Annotated in this window: 21 protein-coding genes and 1 pseudogene; 3 read left to right on the forward strand and 19 right to left on the reverse strand. The window is 73.6% G+C overall.

From position 1 onward, the window contains the following. Nucleotides 1-3: 3 nt before the first annotated feature. The 10 genes from ACH4TP_RS17495 to ACH4TP_RS17540 all read right to left on the reverse strand — a co-directional run bounded on the left by ACH4TP_RS17495 (nt 4) and on the right by ACH4TP_RS17540 (nt 10,185). Complete coding sequence (locus ACH4TP_RS17495; RefSeq protein ID WP_389223166.1) at nt 4-201, reverse strand: hypothetical protein; 198 nt, start codon at nt 199-201, stop codon at nt 4-6. Nucleotides 202-531: 330 nt separating this feature from the next. Next, entirely contained in the window at nt 532-1,350 is an 819-nt protein-coding gene (locus ACH4TP_RS17500) for an ABC transporter permease (protein ID WP_389223163.1), read from the reverse strand. Nucleotides 1,351-1,364: 14 nt separating this feature from the next. Beyond that, nucleotides 1,365-2,138: an ABC transporter permease gene (locus tag ACH4TP_RS17505; RefSeq protein ID WP_398438463.1), complete on the reverse strand. Its 774-nt coding sequence runs from the start codon at nt 2,136-2,138 to the stop codon at nt 1,365-1,367. Beyond that, complete coding sequence (locus ACH4TP_RS17510; RefSeq protein ID WP_389223158.1) at nt 2,135-3,124, reverse strand: ATP-binding cassette domain-containing protein; 990 nt, start codon at nt 3,122-3,124, stop codon at nt 2,135-2,137. Before ACH4TP_RS17510 ends, ACH4TP_RS17505 begins: the two co-directional genes overlap by 4 nt. An 82-nt stretch (nt 3,125-3,206) precedes the next feature. After that, nucleotides 3,207-4,211, reverse strand: coding sequence for an ArsR/SmtB family transcription factor (locus ACH4TP_RS17515; RefSeq protein WP_389223155.1), 1,005 nt, complete (start codon nt 4,209-4,211; stop codon nt 3,207-3,209). Beyond that, nucleotides 4,208-5,776 carry a methyltransferase gene (locus ACH4TP_RS17520; protein WP_389223152.1) on the reverse strand — a complete coding sequence of 523 codons (1,569 nt, stop codon included), beginning with the start codon at nt 5,774-5,776 and terminating at the stop codon, nt 4,208-4,210. Before ACH4TP_RS17520 ends, ACH4TP_RS17515 begins: the two co-directional genes overlap by 4 nt. A 246-nt stretch (nt 5,777-6,022) precedes the next feature. Next, complete coding sequence (locus ACH4TP_RS17525; RefSeq protein WP_398181635.1) at nt 6,023-6,706, reverse strand: small secreted protein; 684 nt, start codon at nt 6,704-6,706, stop codon at nt 6,023-6,025. Between the two features lie 161 nt (nt 6,707-6,867). Then, nucleotides 6,868-9,192: a sodium-translocating pyrophosphatase gene (locus ACH4TP_RS17530; protein WP_398181632.1), complete on the reverse strand. Its 2,325-nt coding sequence runs from the start codon at nt 9,190-9,192 to the stop codon at nt 6,868-6,870. A gap of 165 nt (nt 9,193-9,357) precedes the next feature. After that, nucleotides 9,358-9,816, reverse strand: coding sequence for an ATP-binding protein (locus ACH4TP_RS17535; protein WP_389223143.1), 459 nt, complete (start codon nt 9,814-9,816; stop codon nt 9,358-9,360). A 15-nt stretch (nt 9,817-9,831) separates the two neighbouring features. Continuing rightward, entirely contained in the window at nt 9,832-10,185 is a 354-nt protein-coding gene (locus tag ACH4TP_RS17540; RefSeq protein WP_389223140.1) for an STAS domain-containing protein, read from the reverse strand. 80 nt (nt 10,186-10,265) lie between these two features. Between ACH4TP_RS17540 and ACH4TP_RS17545 the strand changes: the two genes are divergently transcribed. After that, complete coding sequence (locus tag ACH4TP_RS17545; protein WP_398438464.1) at nt 10,266-12,821, forward strand: DEAD/DEAH box helicase; 2,556 nt, start codon at nt 10,266-10,268, stop codon at nt 12,819-12,821. Between the two features lie 40 nt (nt 12,822-12,861). Here the strand turns inward: ACH4TP_RS17545 and ACH4TP_RS17550 are convergent. From ACH4TP_RS17550 to ssd, 7 genes and pseudogenes are all read right to left on the reverse strand, one after another. Then, nucleotides 12,862-13,272 (reverse strand): annotated as a pseudogene (locus ACH4TP_RS17550) (Rv3654c family TadE-like protein); the annotation flags it as partial. Further along, entirely contained in the window at nt 13,269-13,625 is a 357-nt protein-coding gene (locus ACH4TP_RS17555) for a TadE family type IV pilus minor pilin (RefSeq protein ID WP_389223134.1), read from the reverse strand. The pseudogene ACH4TP_RS17550 and the gene ACH4TP_RS17555, both read right to left, overlap by 4 nt. Continuing rightward, nucleotides 13,612-13,818: a DUF4244 domain-containing protein gene (locus ACH4TP_RS17560; protein ID WP_389223131.1), complete on the reverse strand. Its 207-nt coding sequence runs from the start codon at nt 13,816-13,818 to the stop codon at nt 13,612-13,614. The genes ACH4TP_RS17555 and ACH4TP_RS17560 overlap by 14 nt, the downstream gene beginning before the upstream one ends. A gap of 90 nt (nt 13,819-13,908) precedes the next feature. After that, on the reverse strand, nt 13,909-14,676 hold the full coding sequence (locus ACH4TP_RS17565) for a type II secretion system F family protein (RefSeq protein WP_398438465.1): 768 nt from the start codon (nt 14,674-14,676) through the stop codon (nt 13,909-13,911). Continuing rightward, nucleotides 14,673-15,551 (reverse strand): type II secretion system F family protein, encoded by an 879-nt coding sequence (locus ACH4TP_RS17570; RefSeq protein ID WP_398181622.1) that lies wholly within the window; start codon nt 15,549-15,551, stop codon nt 14,673-14,675. The genes ACH4TP_RS17565 and ACH4TP_RS17570 overlap by 4 nt, the downstream gene beginning before the upstream one ends. Further along, nucleotides 15,548-16,735, reverse strand: a complete 1,188-nt coding sequence (locus tag ACH4TP_RS17575) for a TadA family conjugal transfer-associated ATPase (RefSeq protein ID WP_398438466.1) — start codon at nt 16,733-16,735, stop codon at nt 15,548-15,550. The genes ACH4TP_RS17570 and ACH4TP_RS17575 overlap by 4 nt, the downstream gene beginning before the upstream one ends. Further along, entirely contained in the window at nt 16,732-17,913 is a 1,182-nt protein-coding gene (ssd, locus tag ACH4TP_RS17580; protein ID WP_398438467.1) for a septum site-determining protein Ssd, read from the reverse strand. Before ssd ends, ACH4TP_RS17575 begins: the two co-directional genes overlap by 4 nt. A 450-nt stretch (nt 17,914-18,363) precedes the next feature. Here ssd and ACH4TP_RS17585 point away from each other — a divergent pair, with 450 nt between their 5' ends. Beyond that, the gene (locus tag ACH4TP_RS17585) at nt 18,364-19,230 is read left to right on the forward strand and encodes an HAD family hydrolase (RefSeq protein ID WP_398438468.1); all 867 of its coding nucleotides are present in this window, start codon (nt 18,364-18,366) and stop codon (nt 19,228-19,230) included. 454 nt (nt 19,231-19,684) lie between these two features. Here the strand turns inward: ACH4TP_RS17585 and ACH4TP_RS17590 are convergent, their stop codons facing one another. Next, on the reverse strand, nt 19,685-20,527 hold the full coding sequence (locus ACH4TP_RS17590; protein WP_398181613.1) for an oxidoreductase: 843 nt from the start codon (nt 20,525-20,527) through the stop codon (nt 19,685-19,687). A gap of 102 nt (nt 20,528-20,629) precedes the next feature. Between ACH4TP_RS17590 and ACH4TP_RS17595 the strand changes: the two genes are divergently transcribed. Beyond that, nucleotides 20,630-21,616, forward strand: coding sequence for an ATP-binding protein (locus ACH4TP_RS17595; RefSeq protein ID WP_398181610.1), 987 nt, complete (start codon nt 20,630-20,632; stop codon nt 21,614-21,616). Nucleotides 21,617-21,727: 111 nt separating this feature from the next. Here ACH4TP_RS17595 and ACH4TP_RS17600 read toward each other — a convergent pair whose 3' ends face one another. Beyond that, complete coding sequence (locus tag ACH4TP_RS17600; RefSeq protein ID WP_398438469.1) at nt 21,728-23,014, reverse strand: hypothetical protein; 1,287 nt, start codon at nt 23,012-23,014, stop codon at nt 21,728-21,730. Nucleotides 23,015-23,090 lie beyond the last annotated feature (76 nt).

The following is a 23,090-nucleotide window of genomic DNA, read 5'->3' on the forward strand; positions in this document are numbered from 1 at the left end:
TGATCAGAGGCGGCCGAAGCACCAGAGGCCGAGGGCCAGGAAGACGGCGCCGGAGAGACTCGTCAGGGCGACCGCCGTGCGCGGGGCGACCCCGTGCGCGACGGGCTCACGGTGCAGCGTCCGCACGGTGGTCCACAGCAGCAGCGCGCCTCCGAACAGCGTGAACGCCGCCCCCGCGAAGATCGCCGGCCCGCTCTCCATGCCCGTCCCCCGTCCCCGTTCACGTGCGGCGTTCGCCCCCCGCACGGCCGAGGCTGACACCCCCGGGCATCGGGAGCGCGAACTCCGGGTGAACGGAGCGGGCCGGCCCGGACGGTTTCACGAAGATGGCCGGTAGTGGCCCGCCCCCCGGGGGGCCTCGGGGGGCCTCCCCCCGCCCCGCCCCCACCCCTCCCTCCCCTCGCGTCGTCCCTCGCGCCCTCGTCGATCGCGCCGTCGCGCCCTCGCGCCGTCGTCGAGCGCGCCGTCGCCCCCTCACGCCGTCGTGGATCGCGCCGTCGCCCCTTCGCGTCGTCGTCGAGCGCGCCGCCGTCACATCGTGTCGAGCGTGGCCCGGCGCCGGCTCCCCCGCTCGAAGGCCGCGAGGAGGACGACGGCGAGCAGCCCCCACCCGGCGCCGACCCCGAGCTCGGCCCCGAGCAGGCGTCCGTCCAGGCCGGTGCCCGCGCTCAGCCCGCGCGCCGCGTCCGCCGCGTGCGTGAGCGGCAGCAGCTCGCCGGCGACCCGCATCCACGCGGGCAGCGTCTCCCTCGGCACGGCGGCACCGGTCAGGAGCAGCAGCACCGAGCTGGCGACGTTCGACACCAGGAACACGTCGCGGAAACGCAGCCCGAGCGCCCCGAGCGCGAGCCCGAAGGCCGAGCAGGCGACCGCCGCGGCGAGCAGCACCACACCGAGCCCGGGGAGCGCCCCGGCGGGCACGGGCAACCCGAGGACGAGCGCGGCGGTGGTGAGCACGAAGGCACTGACGAACAGCCCGTTGAGGACGTACGGGAGGGCTCGTCCGAGCCAGAGCGGGACCCGGCGCCGGGGCGAGAGCAGGACGGCCCCGAGGGTGCCGTACCGGCGCTCGTTGGCGACGGCCATCGTGCCGCCGTACACGCAGGAGGCGGAAGCTGCGAGGACGGCGTTGCCCACGAGGTGGAAACGATCGTCGGCGACACCGAGTTCCCTGCCCAGGAAGACGAAGAAGAAAACCTGGAGGAGCGGTCCGACCAGCAGTGTTCCGATGAACATGGGCGGGGTCGTCCAGTTGAACAGGGCGCGGTACGAGATCGCCCCGCCGACCACGAGCAGCCGGGAGGAGGCGTGGAAGCGGAAGCCGAGGAGTCGGCACCGGAAGCGGAACATCCGACGGTGGCCTTTCAGGCGAGGGCGAGGGTGGCGGCGGCGCGGGCCCGGCGCTCCACCCGGCCGAGGACGAGGACGGCGGCGAGGGCGTATGCGGAGCCGAGGGCGAGGGCGGTGAGCAGGGGCGTGACGACCTCTCCGCCGGAGGTCGCCGCGTGCACGGCCCGCGCGCCCCAGGTCATGGGCAGCGCCCAGGACAGCGGATGCGTCCAGGCGGGCAGGACGTCGATCGGCACGAGGAGCCCGGACAGCAGCCAGACCGGCGTGTCGAGCGGGTTGGCGAGGGCGTTGGCGTTGCGGAGCAGGACGAAGGTCACCGCGAGGAGGAGCCCCGTCATGCCGAGCGAGAGCACGCACACCGGGACGGCGACCAGGAACAGCAGCGGGTGCGCGAAGTCGAGCGGCACGTCGAAGAGCAGGACGCCCCACAGGACGGTGGCCCCCATCGCGTACGTGCCGATGACGGCGGTCGCGAGGGTGATCGGCAGGAGCACGAGCGCGAGCGGGGTCGGCGCGGCGACGAGGGTCTCCAGGGTGCCCAGCCAGCGCTGGTTCTGCACGGCGCCGCCCGAGCCGAAGAGGACCGAGCCCCAGATGCCCATGAGTCCGGCGCCGACGGAGGCGGTGAGCAGCCGGTCGGGGTCGCCGGCGGCGCGGAACAGGTAGACGGCGAGGGTGGCGTAGACGAGGGGGACGAGGACGGCGAAGGTGATCTCGATCGGGGAGCGCGACATGTACGAGACGTGGGTGCGTATCCCGACCGCGATCAGGCGCGGGACGCGGGTCATACGGGCTGCTCCGTCCGTGCCGTCTCCTCCACGATCGCGATGTAGGCGTCCTCCAGGGAGGGTTCGCGGCTGACGACCCGTCCGATCCGGACGCCGTCGAGGGCGGCCAGGACGGGGGCGTGCAGCTCGGCGCCGCGGTCCGTCTGGACGCTGACGGTCTGGACCGTGCCCCGGTCCTCGGCGGACACGCCCCGTACGCCGGGCACCCGCCGGATCCGGTCGAGGGCCTCTTCGCCCGCCCCGTACGCCTCGATGTCGAGGACGTCCCGGTCCCCGACGCGGGACTTGAGGCTGTCGGGGGTGCCGAGGGCGCGGATCCGGCCGCCGGCGATGACGGCGATGCGGTCGCAGAGTTCGTCGGCCTCGGCCATGTAGTGGGTGGTGAGCAGGATGGTGGTGCCGACGGCTGCCAGGTCGGCGACGGTGCGGCGCAGGTCGCGGGCGGCGACGGGGTCGACGCCGATGGACGGCTCGTCGAGGAAGAGGACGTCGGGGCGGTGGAGGAGGCCGCGGGCGATGTGGAGGCGCTGCCTCATGCCGCGCGAGTAGCCCTCGACGCGTTCCTTCTCCCGGCCCGCGAGGCCGACGAGGTCGAGGAGTTCGGCGATGCGGCGTCTCTGGTCGCGGGCGGGGACGCCGTACAGCTCGGCGAAGTAGCGGAGGTTGTCGAGTGCGGAGAGCCGGTCGTACAGGCCCCGGTCGCCGCCGAAGACGTATCCGATCCTGCGGCGTACGGCGACGGGGTCGCGAGCCACGTCGTGGCCGAACACCCGGGCCGTGCCGGAGGTCGGCAGCAGCAGGGTGTTGAGCATCTTGATGGTGGTGGTCTTCCCCGCGCCGTTGGGCCCGAGCAGGCCGAACAGCTCTCCCGGCGCCACCTCGAAGGTGACCCCGCGCACGGCCTCGGTCCCGGTCCGCCGGGACCTCGGCCATCCGGTCCTGCTGGTGTAGGTGCGGCGCAGCGCGTCCGCCTCGATTGCGAGCATGCGCCGGACGGTACGAGCGGGCGGAAGGGCCGGGCCATCGATTCGGGAGGCCCCGAATCGTCGGGCCGCGGCGGTGGTCTCGTCAGGCCACGGCGGTGAGGACGTCCTGTCCGGCGAGGAGCGCGAGCAGCGAACGGCCCGTGTCCGTCAGCTGGTAGTACACCGAGCGTCCGACGCGGTGACGGGTGACGACTCCGGCTTCCGAGAGCACCGACAGGTGCTCGGAGACGGTGCTGGGCGCGAGGCCGAGCCGGTCGGCGAGGCCGGCCGTGGTCAGGGGTCCGCCCAGTTCCCGCAGGACCGCCGCCCGGCCCCGGCCGAGCATGAGCCCGAGCCGGTCCTCGGCGACGGGCTCGACGGGTTCGCGCAGCGCGGCGGCACCCCGGGCCTGGAAGGAGAGCGCGAAGACCTCGGGGTCGTCGGTCGAGTAGAGCCGGCAGCCCTCCGCGAAGACGAGCGGCACGAGGACGAGGCGCCGCTCCCCGGGCGCGTACGCGGTGTCGATGTGCTTGGTCAGTTCGAGTACGGGCGGCTGCCACCGGCCCCGGCTCTCCAGGCCCTCGAACAGCGCGTCGACGCCCTCGGTGGCGAACGTCCTGGCGCGGACGAGGACTTCGTCCTCGACGAGTCGGCGCATCGTCGGCCAGTAGGGCTCGATCGCGCCCTCCCAGTAGGCGGCGTACGCGTCGGCGAGCGCCGCGCAGGCCGCCTCCGGGTCCTTCAGGTACGGCTGGAGGAAGGGCGCGTCGGCCATGCCGGGGTAGCAGACCTCCACCTGGGCGCGGACGAACTCCGGGTCGGTGGCCCGCAGCGCGGCGAGCTCCTCGTGCACGTGGACCGTGCCGAAGGGCCGGGGCAGCAGGAAGTCGGAGACCTCGTGCCGCTCCCGGACGAACAGGTCCCACAGCGGGCGGAGCCGGTCGTCCTCGCGCCACACCTCGCGCGCCTGCCCGACCCACTCCTGGTACGGCCAGGAGGGGTGCCGGTGGGGCTGTGCGAGGTGCATCGCGCAGAACGCGTCGCGCAGCGGGCTGATCGCGATCCGGGTCGCCCCGAGCGAGGCCTCGTCCAGTTCGATCCGTATCAAGCACCGCTCCCTTCGGCCCCGGACGGCTCCGTCTCCGGCAGCAGGGAGCCGGGGATCAGGAAGCCCTCCTCGACGAGCAGCCGGATCGCCTGCGGGGTGCGGTCCCGCAGTACGACCGGGTCCTCGCCCATCAGCTGCCCGATCGCGTCGAGGATGCGGCCCGCGCTGAGCGTGCCGTCGCAGACGCCGGCGAACCCGGCGCCGACGTGGTCGACCTTGGTGGCGCGGCGCATGCCCCGGTTCTGCCGGAGCACCACGTGCTCGGGGTCTTCGGCGCCCGGCAGTCCGACCTGCTCCTGCACGACCTCGGGCGCGAGGGTGAAGCTGTCGGCGAGGAGCGCGGCGTCGTCGTGGCGGCGCAGGTAGTCCTGGCGCTCGAAGTGGGCGCGGACGGTGGGGCCGAGGGGCTGCTCGACGGGGTGCGGCCATTCCTCGACGACGATCGAGGGCTCGACGGCGCCGGAGGCCACGGCCTCGCTCCGCCGGATCGTGATCCAGCCGAATCCCACGGCTCGGGTCTTGCTCGCCTCGAACTCGTCCAGCCAGCGGTCGTACGCCGCCCGGTAGGCGGCCGGGTCGCCGCGGTGGTCGCCGCTGTCGCGCAGCCACAGCTCCGTGTACTGGGTGATGTCCTGGACCTCGCGCTGCACGATCCAGGCGTCGCAGCCGCGCGGCACCCAGGACCGCAGCCGCTCCTGCCACTCCTCGCCCTCGACGTGCTGCCAGTTGGCGAGGAACTGGGCGTATCCGCCGTCGTTGAGCCGCTCCCCGGCCTGCCGCACGAGCGTGCGGCACAGGTCGTCGCCGCTCATCCCGCCGTCCCGGTAGGTGAGGCCGGCGCCGGGGGAGATCACGAACGGCGGGTTGGAGACGATCAGGTCGTACGTGTCGCCGTCGACGGGCTCGAAGAGCGAGCCGGTCAGCAGCTCGGCCTCCCGGGCCCCGGAGAGGGCGAGGGTGAGCCGGGTGAAGTCCAGGGCGCGCGGGTTGAGGTCGGTGGCGGTGACCAGGGTGGCGTGCTGGGCGGCGTGCAGTGCCTGGATGCCGGAGCCGGTGCCGAGGTCGAGCGCGGAGGAGACCGGCGTGCGGACCGTGATGCCGGCGAGGGTGGTGGAGGCGCCGCCGACGCCGAGGACGACCCCTTCGTCCTTCTTCCCGATGCCGCCGGCGCCGCCGACGGCGCAGCCCAGGTCGGAGACGATGAACCAGTCCTCGCCGTCCGGTCCGCCGTACGGCCGGACGTCGACCGTGGCGCGCACGGTGCCGTCCTCGCGGACCGCCCAGCCGTCGGCGAGGGCCTCGTCGAGCGGGAGCGCGGCGGCGGCGCGGTCGGCCGCGACGGGCTCCTGGAGCAGGAAGAGCCGGACGAGGGTCTCCAGCGGGGAGTCGCCGCGGGTGGCGCGCAGGGCGGGCACGGTCTCGCTGCGGGCGAGCGCCGCGTAGGCCGGGGCGCCGAGCAGGTCGAGCAGGCCGTCGGCGGTGAAGTCGGCGGCGAGCAGTGCCTCGCGCAGACGGGCGGCGTGCGCGGGCACCGGGAGGCGGGAAGACAGGCTGGTCGTACTCACCGCTCCATTGTGACGGCCACCACCGACATCCGGGCGGGCGACCCGGCGACGGGCGCCCGATCACCGCCGCCACCGGGCCGCGCGCCGCCGTCACCGAGGCCGCTCACCATCGTCACCAGGGCCGTTCTCCGCCCGTCACCGGGCCGCGCCCCGCCCGTCACCGGGCCGCGCCCCGCCCGTCACCGGGCCGCGCCCCGCCCGTCGCCGGGGCTGGTCGCCGCCGTCGACGGGCCGGTCGGCCGGGTCCTACTCCCCGGTCTTGGGGGACTCGGACTTCTTGGCCGGCTCGGCGGACGGCTTGGCGGACGGCTTCGTGCTCGGGGCCGAGGAGCCGGAGCCGGTGTCGGAGCCGGCGTTCGGGGAGGCGGTCGCCTTCGGCGGGACCGAGGCCGTGGGCTTCTGGCAGCCGGGCTGCTTGGCCATCGCCTGGCCCAGCTCGCCGTCCTCCAGCTTGGACAGGGCGTTCTGGTCCATCTTCTCGATCTTGGTCAGGCCGTCGGCGACGCCCTGGAGGCCGTCCGCGAACTTCTGCTGGTTCGTCGGGTCCAGCGCGTCGACCTGCTTCTTGAGCCCCTCGTAGGCCACCGCGGTGGCGTTGAGCTCCTTGATCGCGTCCTGCTTGACCTTCTCGCCGTTCTCGACGGGCGGGGCGCCGGCGGCCTCGACGGCCTTCGCGAGGGCGCGGTCGGCGTTCGCGATGTCCTGGAACGCCTTGGAGTCGGCGGCCTGGATCTCGGCCGGCTTGCTGTCGGCGGCGGTCGAGATGATGATCTGGTGGGCGTCGGCCCGCTTCTGGATCTGGGGCTTGGCCTGGTCGCAGAAGGTCTTCGCCCAGTCACCCACCTTGTCGCCCTCGTCGGAGCTGCATCCCGACAGCGCGAGCACCAGTACCGCGCCGCCGGACAGTGCGGCCGCAAGCTTCTTGTTCAACGGATCGGTCCCTTCCAAGGCTCTCGGCCCCGGAACATACACGCCGAACGGGCTACTTCCACCTTTCGTACGACAGGTTCCTCCTACATTGCCACCTTTTGAACCAAGCGATGATCGGCCCGACCACCCCGGAAACAGCCGGAAATGAGACGGACGCCACGTCAGGACACGGCCACCGAACGCCTCTTGGAGACCCGGACCGCGGCGACCACCACGAGGAGCGCGACCGCCGCGACCGCCGCCCGCAGTCCGGCGCTCGCGTCGACGCCGTAGCTGAACCGCACGACCGCCGGGGCGATGAGCAGCGCGACCAGGTTCATCACCTTCAGGAGCGGGTTGATCGCCGGGCCCGCCGTGTCCTTGAACGGGTCGCCGACCGTGTCCCCGATCACGGTCGCCTCGTGCGCCTCGCTGCCCTTGCCGCCGTGGTGGCCGTCCTCGACCAGCTTCTTCGCGTTGTCCCAGGCGCCACCGGAGTTGGCGAGGAAGACCGCCATCAGCGCGCCCGCTCCGATCGCCCCGGCGAGGTACGCGCCGAGCGGGCCGACACCGAGCGCGAAGCCGACCGCGATCGGGGCCATCACGGCGAGCAGTCCGGGCGTGGCGAGTTCCCGCAGCGCGTCCTTGGTGCAGATGTCGACGACCCGCCCGTACTCCGGTTTCTCGGTGAAGTTCATGATCCCGGGGTGTTCGAGGAACTGCCGCCGGACTTCGTAGACGACCGATCCGGCGGACCGGGAGACGGCGTTGATCGCGAGCCCGGAGAAGAGGAAGACGACGGACGCGCCGAGGATCAGCCCGAAGAGGTTGTTGGGCTGGGAGATGTCCATGGAGAGCGTCGCCTCGCTGAACTTCCCTGCCTTCCCGGCTTCCCCGACGTCGGTGATCGCGGTCGCGATGGCGTCCCGGTACGAGCCGAAGAGCGCGGAGGCCGCGAGGACGGCGGTGGCGATCGCGATGCCCTTGGTGATGGCCTTCGTGGTGTTGCCGACGGCGTCGAGGTCGGTGAGGACCTGCGCGCCCGCCCCCGTGACGTCCCCGGACATCTCCGCGATGCCCTGGGCGTTGTCGGCGACCGGACCGAAGGTGTCCATGGCGACGATCACGCCGACGGTGGTGAGCAGCCCCGTCCCCGCGAGGGCCACCGCGAACAGCGCCAACGTGATCGAGGCGCCGCCGAGCAGGAACGCCCCGTAGACGGTGAGCCCGATCAGCAGGGCCGTGTAGACGGCGGACTCCATGCCGAGTGCCACGCCCGCGAGGACGACCGTCGCCGGGCCGGTGAGCGAGGACTTCCCGATGTCCCTGACCGGTCGCCGGCTCGTCTCGGTGAAGTAGCCGGTGAGCTGCTGGATGAGGGCGGCGAGGACGATGCCGAGGGCGACCGCGACCAGGGCGAGGACCCGCGGGTCGCCGCCGTGGCGGTGGATGCCCGGCTCGGTGACGCCTTCGAGCTCGGCGTACGAGGACGGCAGGTACGCGAACGCGGCGACGGCGACGAGCGCCAGCGAGATCACCGCCGAGACCAGGAATCCGCGGTTGATCGCGCTCATCCCGCCGCGGTCGGCGCGCCTCGGGGCGACCGTGAGGATGCCGATCACGGCGGTGACCACGCCGATCGCCGGCACCATCAGGGGGAACGCGAGCCCGTGGTCTCCGAAGGCCGCCTTGCCGAGGATGAGCGCGGCGACCAGGGTCACGGCGTACGACTCGAAGAGGTCGGCGGCCATGCCGGCGCAGTCGCCGACGTTGTCGCCCACGTTGTCGGCGATGGTGGCGGCGTTGCGCGGGTCGTCCTCGGGGATGCCCTGTTCGACCTTGCCGACGAGGTCGGCGCCGACGTCGGCGGCCTTGGTGAAGATGCCGCCGCCCACCCGCATGAACATGGCGATGAGCGCGGCGCCCAGGCCGAACCCCTCCAGGACCTTGGGTGCGTCGGCGGCGTAGACGAGGACGACGCAGGCGGCCCCGAGCAGTCCGAGGCCGACCGTGCACATGCCGACGACCCCGCCCGTACGGAACGCGATCCGCATGGCCCGGTGTGCGACCTCGTTCAGGTCCTTCTCGGGTTCGCCGGGTGCCGGGGTGGCCTCCCTGGCCGCGGCGGCGACCCGCACGTTGGCCCGGACGGCGAGCCGCATGCCGAGGTAGCCGGTGACCGCCGAGAACAGGGCCCCGACCAGGAAGAACAGGGAACGTCCGGCACGCTGCGACCAGTTGTCGGCGGGCAGCAGCATCAGCAGGAAGAACACGGCGGCCGCGAAGACGGCGAGGGTCCGCAGCTGCCGGGCGAGGTAGGCGTTGGCACCCTCCTGCACGGCGGCGGCGATCTCCTTCATCCTCTCGGTGCCCTCACCGGCCGCGAGCACCTGGCGGACGAGGAGCCGCGCGACGACCAGCGCGGCGAGGGCGACGGCCGCGACGACGAACACGATCGTCCGGTTCCCGCTCGTGAGCACCGCCGCGGCGAGAGATGTGGGGTACATGGACGGATCATAGGGAGACAAACCGGCACATACGGGGATGCGCCGTTCGTGGGCGAGGACGCCTGACACAACGGAAGAGGCCCCGCACCGCGGGGCCTCTTCTCTTCGTACGTGCACGGCTCGTACGGATACGGCCCATACAGGTACGGCTCGTGCTTGTAGGGCTCAGGACAGGATGTCCGCCGAGGTCACCGGCCAGCTCATCCGGATGGTGCCGCCGTCCTCGCCGGCGCTCACCTCGACGTCGTCGACGAGCCCGCGGATCACCGCGAGCCCCATCTCGTCCTCGCCGCCGGCGTCGTCGAAGTCCTCGGCCGGGGCCGCGGCCCGCGCGCCGGGGACACCGGCGGCATCGGCCGCCGCCACCCCCGCACCCGGCACCTCGTCGCCGACCTCGATGGAGAACGTCTTCTCCTCCTCGGTCAGGACGACCCGGATGGGGGTCGTGACGTCGTTGCTGCGGTGCAGCCCGACCGCGCGGGAACAGGCCTCACCGACAGCGAGACGCACCTCGTCGAGGACGGCCTCGTCCACACCCGCCCGGCGCGCGACCGCGGCCGCCACCAGGCGGGCCGTGCGGACGTGCTCGGGCTGGGCGCTGAAGCGGAGTTCAACGGTGGCCATACGAACCCCCTGGGCTCAGTCGACGGCGTTGACGGCCTCGTCGACCGAGGTGTGGATCGGGAACACCTTGGTGAGACCCGTGATCCGGAAAATCTTGAGAATGCGCTCCTGGTTGCAGACCAGACGCAGCGAGCCCTCGTGCGCGCGCACGCGCTTCAGGCCGCCGACGAGCACGCCGAGGCCGGTGGAGTCGAGGAAGTCCACGCCCTCCATGTCGACGACCAGGTGGTAGCTGCCGTCGTTCACCAACTCGACCAGCTGCTCGCGCAGCTTCGGCGCGGTATACACATCAATCTCGCCACCGACCTCGACGACCGTACGGTCGCCGGCAGAGCCGGACACATTGCGAGTCGACAGGGACAGGTCCACGGATCCTCCAGCACCTTGCTATCGGGCGATCGTCCCCTCGGGCCTCCGGGGCGGAGCCGAGGAACGGAACGCCAGCCGCGATGGCATTCAATCACTTACCAGCAGCCATGCACGACGCCTTGGAAGCATTGTCCGTCATGGCAGTGACACACTCGGTGCCGATGGCCAAGAATCACCGCCCCCGTCGTCCGGCCGGGGAAACGGGCAGCCGCCCCTCTCCCGGCACGGTCCTCGACCGGCTCTCCTCGGGCGAGAGCCGGTCCGCGCGCATCACCCATACGGAGCACATGCCCGCCCGGGAGGGCCGCCATGCCGTCTGGCCGCACCGCATCCGCCCCGAGGTGATCGCGGCGATCCAGGCGGCCGGCATCGAGCACCCCTGGGCGCACCAGGCGGAGGCCGCCGAGCACGCCCTGGACGGCGAGTCCGTGGTGATCGCCACGGGCACCGCCTCGGGCAAGTCGCTCGCCTACCTCGCCCCGGTCCTCAGCACCCTCCTGGACGGCTCGGAGGCCCCGAACGGCCGCGGCGCCACCGCCCTCTACCTGGCGCCCACCAAGGCCCTCGCCGCCGACCAGCGGCGCGCCGTACGGGAACTGGCCGCCCCGCTCGGCAACCGGATCCGCCCCGCCGTCTACGACGGCGACACGCCCGTCGAGGAGCGCGAATGGGTCCGGCAGTACGCGAACCACGTGCTCACCAACCCCGACATGCTGCACCGGGGCATACTCCCCTCCCACCCCAGGTGGTCCTCCTTCCTGCGCTCCCTGCGCTACGTCGTGATCGACGAGTGCCACACCTACCGGGGCGTCTTCGGCTCCCACGTCGCCCAGGTGCTGCGCCGTCTGCGCCGGATCTGCGCCCGGTACGGCTCCGAACCCGTCTTCCTCCTCGCCTCGGCCACCTCCGCCGAACCCGCCCTGGCCGCCGGCCGCCTCACCGGCCTGCCGGTCACCGAGGTCTCCGACGACGCCTCCCCGCGCGGCGAACTGGTCTTCGCCCTGTGGGAGCCGCCGCTGACCGAGCTGCACGGCGAGCGCGGCGCGCCCGTCCGCCGCACCGCCACCGCCGAGACCGCCGACCTGCTGACCGACCTGACCCGGCAGGGCGTCCGCTCGGTCGCCTTCGTCCGCTCCCGGCGCGGCGCCGAGCTGATCTCGGTGATCGCCCAGGAACGGCTGGCCGAGACCGACCGCGCGCTCGCCGGCCGCGTCGCCGCCTACCGGGGCGGCTACCTGCCCGAGGAGCGCCGCGCCCTGGAGCGGGCCCTGCACTCCGGCGAGCTCCTCGGGCTGGCCGCCACGACCGCCCTGGAACTGGGCGTGGACGTCTCCGGCCTGGACGCCGTCCTGATCGCCGGCTACCCCGGCACCCGGGCCTCCCTGTGGCAGCAGGCGGGCCGCGCCGGCCGCTCGGGCGAGGGCGCCCTCGCGATCCTGGTCGCCCGGGACGACCCGCTGGACACCTTCCTCGTCCACCACCCGGAGGCGATCTTCGAGCAGCCGGTCGAGACGACCGTCCTGGACCCCGACAACCCCTACGTCCTCGCCCCCCATCTGTGCGCCGCCGCCGCGGAGCTCCCGCTGACCGAACCGGACCTGGCCCTCTTCGGCCCGGCCGCACCGGACCTGCTGCCCCAGCTGGAAGGCGCCGGGCTGCTGCGCCGCCGCTCCACCGGCTGGTACTGGACCCGCCGCGAACGGGCCGCCGACCTCACCGACATCCGGGGCGGCGGCGGCAGCCCCGTCCGGATCGTGGAGGCCGGCACCGGCCGCCTCCTCGGCACGGTCGACGAGGCCGCCTCCCACACCGCCGTCCACGAGGGCGCCGTCCACCTCCACCAGGGCCGCACCTATCTGGTGCGGGAGCTCGACCTCAAGGACTCCGTGGCCCTCGTCGAGGAGGCCGTCCCCCCGTACTCCACCACCGCCCGCGACACCACCTCCATCTCCGTCCTCGACACCGACATCGAGATCCCCTGGGGAGCCGGCCGCCTCTGCTACGGCTCCGTCGAGGTCACCAACCAGGTCGTCTCCTTCCTCCGCCGCCGTCTGATCACCGGGGAGGTGCTCGGCGAGACCAAGCTCGACCTGCCGCCCCGCACCCTGCGCACCCGGGCCGTGTGGTGGACGGTCACCGAGGACCAGCTCGACGCCGCCCGGATCACCCCCGAGATCCTCGGCGGCGCCCTGCACGCCGCCGAGCACGCCTCCATCGGCATGCTGCCGCTCTTCGCCACCTGCGACCGCTGGGACATCGGCGGCGTCTCCGTACCCCTCCACCCCGACACCCTGCTGCCCACCGTCTTCGTGTACGACGGGCACCCGGGAGGCGCGGGCTTCGCCGAACGCGCCTTCCACACCGCCCGCGCCTGGCTGACGGCCACCCGGGAGGCCATCGCCTCCTGCGAGTGCGAGGCGGGCTGCCCCTCCTGCATCCAGTCCCCGAAGTGCGGCAACGGCAACGATCCGCTCCACAAACGCGGCGCCGTCCGCCTCCTCACGGAACTCCTGAAGGAAGCCCCGGAGCCATCCCCGGGCCCCTCTCAGAACCCGTCTCAGGAGTCGACCCGGGGCCCTGCCCCGGAGCCGTCTCCGGCGGCGGAGGCTGCCCCGGAGGACCCGCCCGCGACCTGACCTCCGGCCGGTACGGCCCGTGCACGCTCCTGGCGGTCACCTCCGCGATCCCGTCCCGCACCACGCACCGTGCCAGCTCGGCGCCCTGCGCGACGGCCACCCGGGAGGCCGCGTCGCATGCCACGGCCTCACCCCACAGGGCCCGGTCGGCGGCGGCGAGGGCGGCCAGGTCGGCGGCCCCACCGGCCCGGTGCCTGGCCGCCACGGCCTGCCCCAGCACCAGCACCGCCCCGAACACCACGCACAACGCGCACGCCGCGAACGCCGCCCACACGGTCGCCGCCCCACGGTCCCCACCCCCGCCGGCCCGCTGAGCCACTCTCCGGCCCACAGCCCAGGCCGCCCACCGACCGGCACCCCAGCCCACCGGCCGAACGGCTCTCCGACCGGAGTCCCGGTGCCCCGGGCGGATACGGCCGGGGGTGGCGGCCCGGCGTTCGGGGGCCGTCATGGCGCTCCCCCGGCCACCGCGTCCTCGGCGAGGGCCGCCGCGCCGGCTCTCAGGGTGACTCCCATGCCCCGGGGGCCCGGGGCCGCCGCTTCCACCGTCACCCGCCACAGGTCGCCCTCCCTCGCCACCGACACCCGGGCCCCCTCGGGCGCGGCGGCCCGGGCGGCCGCCTCGGCGGAGGTCACCGGTTCCGAGCGGGCCGCCGCCCTCGCCCCCGCCCGTGCCGCGTCCACGCACCGGATCTGCGCGGCGGCCGCGGCCAGCGCCCAGAGCAGGGTCACCGTGAACAGGGCGAGGACGGGCAGGACCATCGCCGCCTCCACCGTCACGAACCCCCGGTCAGAACGGCGCATCGAGAGCCTTCCCGATCACCGACTCCAAGGCTCCAGAGACCGCCCCGCTGGTCACGATCTTGTAGAGCACGGCGGCGAACGCCGCCGCGGCGATCGTCCCCACCGCGTACTCGGACGTCGTCATCCCCGCGTCGCGTCGCGCGGCCGCCCGTCGTGCCGCCCACCAACCGCGCAGCCACACCTTGACCGCCATACCGACCTCCTCGTCCGGCCCTGCCGGGCCTGTCGTGTGTTCGCTCTTGTCGCCAGTCGTGTTCATCCGTCGTGCTTCATCCGTCGTGCTTCATCCGTCCAGCAGCCCCGCCGCGAGGCCGATCACCACCGGGGCCACCCCCACCGCCAGGAAGGCGGGAAGGAAACAGAGCCCCACGGGCGCGCTGATCAGGACCTGGGCCCGGCGTGCCCGGGCCGCCGCGGCGCGGGCGCGGGTGGCGCGGAGGGCGGTCGCGTGCCTGGCGACGGCCTCCGCCGCCGGCGCTCCCGAGGAACCGGCCCGCTCCATGCAGCGGGCCAGTCCTTCGGCGCCCGGTATCGCACCGAACCTCCCCCACACCTCGGCCGGTTCGCCGCCGAGCCGCAGTTCCGCGGCCGTGCGGGCCAGGCGTTCGCCGAGCGGTCCGCCGAGCGACCGGCCCACCGCCTCAGCCGCCGCTCCGGGCCCGGCTCCGGAGGCGGCGCAGGCCGCCAACAGATCTGCGGCGAGCGGAAGATGGTGCGCCGCCTCCTCGTCGCCGGTGGACGGCACGGCCTTCCTCGTAGCCCGCCATCTCATCCCTGCGGCTGTCAGGGCCCCGGCGCACAAGCCGCCGATCCCGCCGAACAGCACCCAGCCGATGCCGACTCCCGCGAGAGGCGGCAACCAGAGCCCCATCCACGGCGGCAGCGCGCCTCGGGCCTTCCGGAGGCGTGGTTCCGGGCTCGGGAGAAGGCCTCCCGCTCGCCGTCGTGTCCGGCGCGCCCGCAGCCCGCGCAGCACCTCCAGGGCGCCCTGCGCGCACACGACCACCGCCAGGGCCAGGAGGCCCACCACCCGAACGACGTCCGGTGTCATGCCCGTTCCCCTCCTCGTACGATCCGCGCGGCCCACCACAGTCCGGCCGCTTCCAGCGCCCCGCCCACGGCCAGGCAGCCCAGGCCGGCCGGCGTGTGCAGCAGCACCCGCAGCGGGTCGGCGCCCAGGGCGGCGCCGAGGGCGAGTCCGGCCGCCGGGAGCAGTGCGAGGACGGTCACCGTGGCCCAGGCGCCGGCCAGTTCGGCCCGTAGGCGGTCGCGCTGCTCGCGGTGGTCCCGCAGGGCGGCCTCCAGCCGGTCGAGTCCGGCAGCCAGGCCCGCGCCTCCGTCCACGGCCACCTGCCAGCAGGCCGCCATGCCCGCGAGCCCGTCGGCGCCGTCCTGCCGGGCCGCCCGCCGCAGTGCCTCGGGCACGTCCCCGCCGAACCGGGCCGCTGCGAGGACCGGTGCCTCCGCGGCGCCGAGCGCGCCCGTCTCGCGGGCCGCGAAGGACAGCGCCTGCGCGGGCTGCCAGCCGGCCCTCAGCTCCCCGACGACCGCCCCGCACAGGGCCACCACCCGCTCGGCCCGCGCTTCCCGTTCCTTTCGGCGCCCGGCGGCCCTCAGTCGCCGCCCCACGAGGGGCACCGCGAGCGCCCCCGCCACCAGCGGCAGCGGTGACTCGCCGAGGAGGGCGAGAACCCCCGCCACCGGCAGGCACAGCCATGCGCGCCGCTCCTTCAGCACGGCCCACCACCGCGCGACCGCCGCCGGCCACTCATCGCCGCCTCGCCCGCCGGGCGCTCCACCGGCGAGCACCGCCCGCGCCCGCCCCGCACCGCGCCGCCGCTCGGCCGCCCACCACAGGGCGAGCACCGCGCAGAGCGTCGCCGCCCCGTGTGCCACGCCCCTCACCTGGACCAGTTCCACTGTCACCGCGCTCCCCCTCCGATCAATGCCCTCAGCCGCTCCCAGCCCCGCTCCCGCTCGAACCCGGCCGCGCCCCACCGCAACGCGGGCACCGTCCGGACCAGGCCGTCCCGGTCCCGCTCCAGGACGTGTGCCTCGGCGATCCGCCGCCGCCCGTCCCGGTTCCGTACGACGTGCAGCACGATCGACAGGCCCGCGCCCAGCTGGCTGTGCAGGGCGGCCCGGTCGAGTCCGGCCGCCGTTCCCAGGGCTTCGAGCCGCGCGGGCACGTCCGCCGCCGTATTGGCATGGACGGTTCCGCAACCGCCTTCGTGGCCCGTGTTGAGAGCGGCCAGCAGGTCCACCGCCTCGCCGCCTCTGACCTCGCCGACCACCAGCCGGTCGGGGCGCATCCGGAGCGCCTGGCGGACCAGGTCCCGCAAGGTGACGAGCCCGGCGCCCTCCTGGTTCGCCGGGCGCGCCTCCAGGCGCACCACGTGCGGGTGGTCCGGCCGCAGTTCCGCCGAGTCCTCGGCGATCACGATCCGCTCCCGCTCCCCCACGAGCCCGAGGAGCGAGGCGAGGAGCGTGGTCTTGCCCGTCCCGGTGCCGCCGCTGACGAGGTACGACACGCGGGCGTCGATCAGGGCCCGGAGGATCGGGGCGCCGTCCGGCGGGACGGTGCCCGCCGCGACCAGTTCCTCCAGGGAGAAGGCGCGCGGGCGGACCACCCGCAGTGACAGGCAGGTCGAGCCGACCGCGACCGGCGGCAGTACCGCATGCATCCGGGTGCCGTCGGGGAGCCGGGCGTCGACCCAGGGCCGGGCATCGTCGAGCCTGCGCCCGGCCACCGCGGCGAGCCGCTGCGCGAGCCGGCGGACGGCGGCGGCGTCGGGGAAGGACACCGGGGCCCGTTCCAGACCGGTGCCCCTGTCCACCCACACCCGGTCGGGTGCGGAGACCAGGACGTCGGTGACCGCCGGATCGGCGAGCAGCGGCTCCAGCGGACCGGTGCCGATCAGCTCGCACCTCAGCTCCTCGGCCGCGCCGAGCACTTCCGCGTCGCCGAGCAGCCTGCCCTGGGCCCGCAGCGCCGCCGCCACGCGCGCCGGGGTGGGCTCGGCCCCGCTCGCCGCGAGCCGCTGCCGCACGGCGTCGAGGAGCCCCGCCCCGCCGCCCTCGGCCCGGGACGCGCCCCCTGCCCCGGTCATGCCGCACCGCCGGCGCGCTCCCAGAAGGCGGTGCAGAACCGGCCGAGGGGACCCCGGGGCTCGGCTCCCGGCGGCACCCCCGCGTCCTGGTCGGCCACGATCCCCGGGTCGTAAGGGAGTTCACCGGCGAGGGCCAGCCGCAGCGCGTCGGCGACCCATCGCTCGTCGAGCCCCGACGCGTACGGCCCGCGGACCACGGCGCGCAGGTCGCGCACGGCCGGGCCGATCGTCGAGACCATCCGGTGGGCGGCCGCGAGGGCCCTCAACTCCCCGGGGACGACGAGCAGTCCGAGGTCGAGCTGGGCCAGGGCCTCGGTGACCGAAGAATCGGTCCCGCGCGGCAGGTCGACCACGACGGCCCCGCCCCGGCGGCGCGCGGCGGCGAGCACGGACCGCACGGCCTCGGGCGGCACCGGCGCGGCCGGCTCCCGGCCCCAGCTGAGCACCCGGACCCCGCGCACCGACGGCAGGGACTCCTCCAGGGCTCCGCCGGCCAGTCGGCCCTTGGAGGCGGCGAAGTCGGGCCATCGTCTGCCCTCCTCGCGCTCACCGCCGAGCAACACGTCGAGCCCTCCTCCCAGCGGGTCGCCGTCGACGAGCAGCGTGCGGTGCCCGGCCCTCGCGGCGGCCAGCGCGAGACCGCACGCCAGGGTGGAGGCTCCCGCGCCGCCCCGGCCGCCGACGACGCCGACCGTCAGTGCCGGCCGGTCCGCGCCCTCGGCCGCGTCGGCCAGGCGGTCGACGAGGACGCTCTCGGCGCCCGGGAGGTTCAGCACGCTCTCCGCGCCGATCTCGACCGCCAGCCGCCACAGCTCCGGATCGTCCCGGTCACGGCCGACGAGGAGGGTCCCCGGCCGGCGCACCGCTCCCCGACAGCGGGCCGCGGCGTCGTCGCCGACCAGGACGAGCGGTGGATCGGTCCAGCTCGCCCGCCGCTCCGGCACCCGGTGGTGGACCTCGGGCTCGACCCCGGCCGCGGCGCACAGCCGCAGGAGGTCGTCGAGCAGCCCGAGGTCCTCGGTGACGATCAGCGGCCCGGCCCGGCGCGGTCCGTCCCCCGCCGGCGAGCCCGCTCCCCGCGCCCCGGTCTCCCGCGGCTCCGGTCCCCTCAGGCCCCGTGCCCACGCCGCCGGACCGCGGGTCGTACCCCCCGTCCCGGAAGTCCTGGAAGTCTCCATGGCGCACACCCCTCTCGTGATTCCTGCCGTCCGCGAACTTCGCGACAGGAATCACCGTGGGGCCGTCCCGGAAATCGTGCCGATCTTGCCGAAAAACTGTGGATAAGCGGGGGGCTGTGAATAACTCCACCACCCCTCCGGGGACTGTCCGGAACGCAGCCCACCGATTACTGTGAGTGATGAATCGAGGGGCGGGCGGGGCCTCGATCAGCTCATGACCGATACGCGTAAGGAAGGGAGCAGCCGATGGCACGCAGAGCCAAAACGGCTCCGGACATGCGACGACCCCCGCCGGGGGGGAGAGCGGGGGTCGTCTCTCCGGCCGACTCGGGGGGGGAGGAGCCGGACCGGGTTAGCACGGTCGCGAACGATCCGTGACTTCCATGGTGTACCCGAGAGCCTTCTCAGGCAAACCCACGCGCCCCAGCGTACGCCGAATGGCGGGCACCTATGCTCGGGCTCGTGGAAAACCACTCCTTGCCGCGCACAGCCGCCTTCTTTGACCTGGACAAGACGGTCATTGCGAAGTCATCGACGCTGACCTTCAGCAAGTCCTTCTACCGGGGCGGACTGATCAGCCGCCGCGCCGCCCTGCGGACGGCCTACATCCAGTTCGTCTTCCTGGTGGGCGGAGCCGATCACGACCAGATGGAGCGGATGCGTGAATATCTTTCCGCGCTCTGCAAAGGCTGGAACGTCGCCCAGGTGAAGGAGCTCGTCGCCGAGACCCTCCACGATCTGATCGACCCGATCATCTACGACGAAGCGGCGTCCCTCATCGAGGAACACCACGCCGCCGGCCGCGACGTCGTGATCGTCTCGACCTCCGGTGCCGAGGTCGTCGAGCCGATCGGCGAGATGCTCGGCGCCGACCGGGTCGTCGCCACCCGGATGGTGGTCGGCGAGGACGGGTGCTTCACCGGGGAAGTGGAGTACTACGCCTACGGGCCGACGAAGGCGGAGGCTGTCCGGGAGCTCGCGGAGTCGGAGGGCTACGACCTCTCGCGCTGCTACGCGTACAGCGATTCGGCGACCGACATCCCCATGCTGGAAGCCGTCGGCCATCCGTACGCGGTCAATCCCGACCGGACGCTGCGCCGTGAGGCCGTGGCGCGGGAATGGCCCGTGCTCGCCTTCGAAAAGCCGGTGCGTCTCAAGCAGCGACTGCCGGAGTTCCGGATGCCGCCCCGCCCCACGCTGGTCGCCGCGGCGGCGGTGGGAGCGGCAGCCGTCGGGGCCGGACTCGTCTGGTACGCGGCCCGGCGCCGGCAGTCCGCCCTCACCCAGCGGCTCGCCGGGGAATTTGCCCGGATTTGAACGATTGGCCGAGAAGCGGATCCACCACTTTCGCTTCCACCCGGACAGGAGTAGAAAGGAATCAGGCCCGCGAGACCGAGGACATCCGAGAGGATCACCTGTTGAGCATGAAGGCCCCACGGACCTAAGCACTGAAACCGGGCACCCACGCGACGTCGACCCGTCGATTACGGGCCAGCCGCACCAGGCCACGGGCAAAGTTCCCGGCCTGATGGGCACATATCGAGGACGCTTGGTAACTGGGTGGACGTGCCAGCGGCGGTACCAGGATTGGTGCCGCCGCAACCCATTTCGAACCCGGGCCGTATCCCCGGCCCCGGCCCGGCCCGTATCCCCGGCCTCGGCCCGGCCCAGACCCCTCCCGGCTCAGGCCCTTCCCCAAAGCCCGAGGTCCGAGGCCCCAACCCAAGGGCCCGAGGCCCCAAAGCCCCGATCCCCCGAAGGGCCCGGCTTCTCAGGCGGCGCCGCGCTGGAGGGCTTCGCAGACGGCCGTCGACTCACGGACTCCCAGCTCGACCGAGCGGCCGCAGTGCGCGATCCAGGCACCCACGCCGTCCGGGGTGCCCGAGAGGTACCCCTCGAACGCGGCGAGGTACGCGGCCCGGCCCTGCTCCGCGTGGCCGACCTCGGCCGGGCAGATCGCCTTGGGGTCGAGACCGCTGCCGACCAGCGTGATCCGCTCCGCCGCCCGTGCGACCAGACCGTTGTACGAGGTGAACGGGCGCAGCGCGAGCAGCTCGCCGTGGACCACAGCAGCCGTCACGAGCGCCGGGGCCTCGCTGCCGGCGACGATCAGCTCGGCGAGCCCGTCGAGCCGTCCCGCGACCTCTGCGGGCGTCGGCAGCGGGGCGTCGACCAGCGGTTCGTCGACCGTCTCACCGTCCAGCCGGGGGCGGCCCACGGAGTCGCCGGGGCCCGTGCCTCCCGGGACGCCCGCGTCCCCGGCCGCGACCAGGTGGAGCCGGGCGAGCACGCGCAGCGGCGACTGGCGCCAGATGGAGAGCAGCTGCCCGGCCTCGGCGCCGAGGCGCAGGGCGGCGCCGACCGTGCGGGCCTCGGCGTCGGCGCTGAAGTCGGTGCGCCGGCGGACCTCTTCCAGGGCCCAGTCGGCCCCGGACAGGGCGGCCGAGCCGCGCGCGCCGCGCAGGGCCGCCTCGGAGGAGATCTCGTTGCTGCGGCGGCGCATCACGCGGTGGCCGTAGACCCGGTCGACGGCCTTGCGTACGGAGTCCACCGCTTCGGCGACGCCCGGCAGGGAGCCGAGCGCGGCCAAGGGGTCAGAGGCGTGCGTACTCATAAGTAGGGAGGCTACGCGCCTCAGGGGCCCGCCCCACGATGGAGTGGTCTTCTTCACGCACCTTGACCACGAGGAGCTAGCGTGCCACTACGCTAGGTGAACATGAAGATCGCTTTCGTGGGGAAGGGCGGCAGCGGCAAGACCACGCTGTCCTCGCTCTTCATCCGCCACCTCGCCGCCAACGAAGCACCGGTCGTCGCCGTCGACGCCGACATCAACCAGCACCTGGGCGCCGCGCTCGGCCTGCCCGAGGCGGAGGCCGCCGCGCTGCCCGCGATGGGTGCGCACCTGCCGCTCATCAAGGAGTACCTGCGGGGCAGCAATCCGCGGATCGCCTCCGCCGACACGATGATCAAGACGACGCCGCCCGGGGAGGGTTCGCGGCTGCTGAGGGTCCGCGAGGACAACCCGGTGTACGAGGCGTGCGCGCGTACGGTCCGGCTCGACGACGGCGAGATCCGGCTGATGGCGACCGGCCCCTTCACGGAGTCGGACCTCGGGGTCTCCTGCTACCACTCGAAGGTCGGCGCGGTGGAGCTCTGCCTCAACCACCTGGTCGACGGGGCCGACGAGTACGTGGTCGTCGACATGACGGCGGGTTCGGACTCGTTCGCCTCCGGTCTCTTCACCCGCTTCGACATGACCTTCCTGGTCGCCGAGCCGACCCGCAAGGGCGTCTCGGTCTACCGCCAGTACAAGGAGTACGCGCGGGACTTCGGCGTGGCGCTGAAGGTCGTCGGCAACAAGGTGCAGGGGCAGGACGACCTCGACTTCCTGCGCGAGGAGGTGGGCGAGGACCTGCTCGTGACGGTGGGGCACTCGGACTGGGTCCGCGCGATGGAGAAGGGCCGTCCGCCGCGCTTCGAGCTTCTGGAGGCGGAGAACCGCATGGCGCTCCAGGCCCTCCAGGACGCGGCGGACGACTCGTACGCCCACCGCGACTGGGAGCGCTACACGCGCCAGATGGTCCACTTCCACCTGCGCAACGCGGAGAGCTGGGGCAACGCCAAGACCGGGGCCGATCTGGCGGCGCAGGTCGACCCCGGGTTCGTCCTGGACGAGGCGCTCGCCGTGCCGCAGTTCGGCTGAGGGCACCGGGCGGGGCGGAGGGGCGGGGCGGGGCGAGAGGAACCGGGGCGGGAGGAACCGGGGTCGGCCTGGCGACGCGGGTCGACCCCGGGTTCGTACGGGAGAGAAGGCTCAGTGCCGCCCGCCCGCCGGGGCGGCGGGCGGCCGGGCCGACAGGAAGGCCTGCCAGCCGCCCTGCGGGGCCTCGCCGACCTTCAACGTGCGCATCTTGGCGATGACTTCGGGGTCCTGGGCGTCGAGCCAGTCGGCGAGCTGGCGGAAGGAGACGCACTTGACGTCCTTCTGCACGCAGACGGTGGCGATGGTCTCCTCGACGGCCCGCATGTAGACGCCGCCGTTCCAGGACTCGAAGTGGTTGCCGATGATGAGCGGCGCACGGTTGCCCTTGTAGGAGCGGTCGAAGGCCTGCACCAGGCCGTCCCGCATCTGGTCGCCCCAGTACTCGCGCTGCGACGGGTCGCCCTGGGTCGTGCCCGGGGACTGGTTCACCAGGAAGTTGTAGTCCATGGAGAGCGTCTGGAAGGCGCGGCCCGGGACGGGCACGAGCTGCATCGACAGGTCCCACAGGCCCTGGTCCTTCTTGGGCCAGATCTGGTCGTTGACGCCGCTGGTGTCATAGCGGAAGCCCATCTGCGACGCGGCCTCGACGAAGTTCTTCCGGCCCTCCAGGCAGGGGGTGCGGGCGCCGACGAGTTCCTTGTCGTAGTCGAAGGGCAGTGGCTGCTCGGCGCGCAGGCCGGCGTTCGTCCGCCAGTTCTTGACGAAGGACTTGGCCTGGTTGATCTCGCTCTTCCACTCCTCGACGGACCAGTTCCCGACGCCGCCGTCGGGGCCGCAGAAGTGGCCGTTGAAGTGGGTGCCGATCTCGTTGCCCTCCTGCCACGCGCCGCGCAGTTCGCGGACGGTGGCGCGGATGCCCTCGACGTCGTTGAAGCCGATGTCGGAGCGGCCGGCGCTGTGCTGCGGCGGGTCGTAGAGCTCCTTCTTCTCCTCCGGCAGGAGGTACACGCCGCTGAGGAAGTACGTCATCTTGGCGTCGTACTTCCTGCCGACCGCGCGGAAGTGGGAGAACAGCTTCTGGCTGTCCTCGCCCGCGCCGTCCCACGAGAAGACCACGAACTGCGGCGGGGTCTCGCCGGGCTTGAGCCTGTGCCAGACGGGCTGGTGGGGCTGGGCGCCGGTGAAGGCGGTCGAACCGTCGCCGATCAGCCGGGGTGCGCTCTGCGGGGCCGCGGCCGGGCCCTTCCTGGCGCCCGCGGCCGCACCGCCCGGTGCGCCCTTCGTGGTGGTGCCGCCGGAGTCCGAGCAGCCTGCGAGGCCGGCGGCGAGGGTGAGGGTCAGGGCGCCGACGGTGAGCGCCTTCCTCCGGACAGTGGTCGTTCTGCGGGCGGCTGACATCCGCGCACCTTTCCTCAGATCCTCGGATTTCCCTACAAGCGGCGCCAACGTCGCACCACGAGGACCGGAGGGCGTC

This window comes from Streptomyces sp. NPDC021012 (assembly GCF_044333355.1).
In the GTDB taxonomy this organism is placed as follows: domain Bacteria; phylum Actinomycetota; class Actinomycetes; order Streptomycetales; family Streptomycetaceae; genus Streptomyces.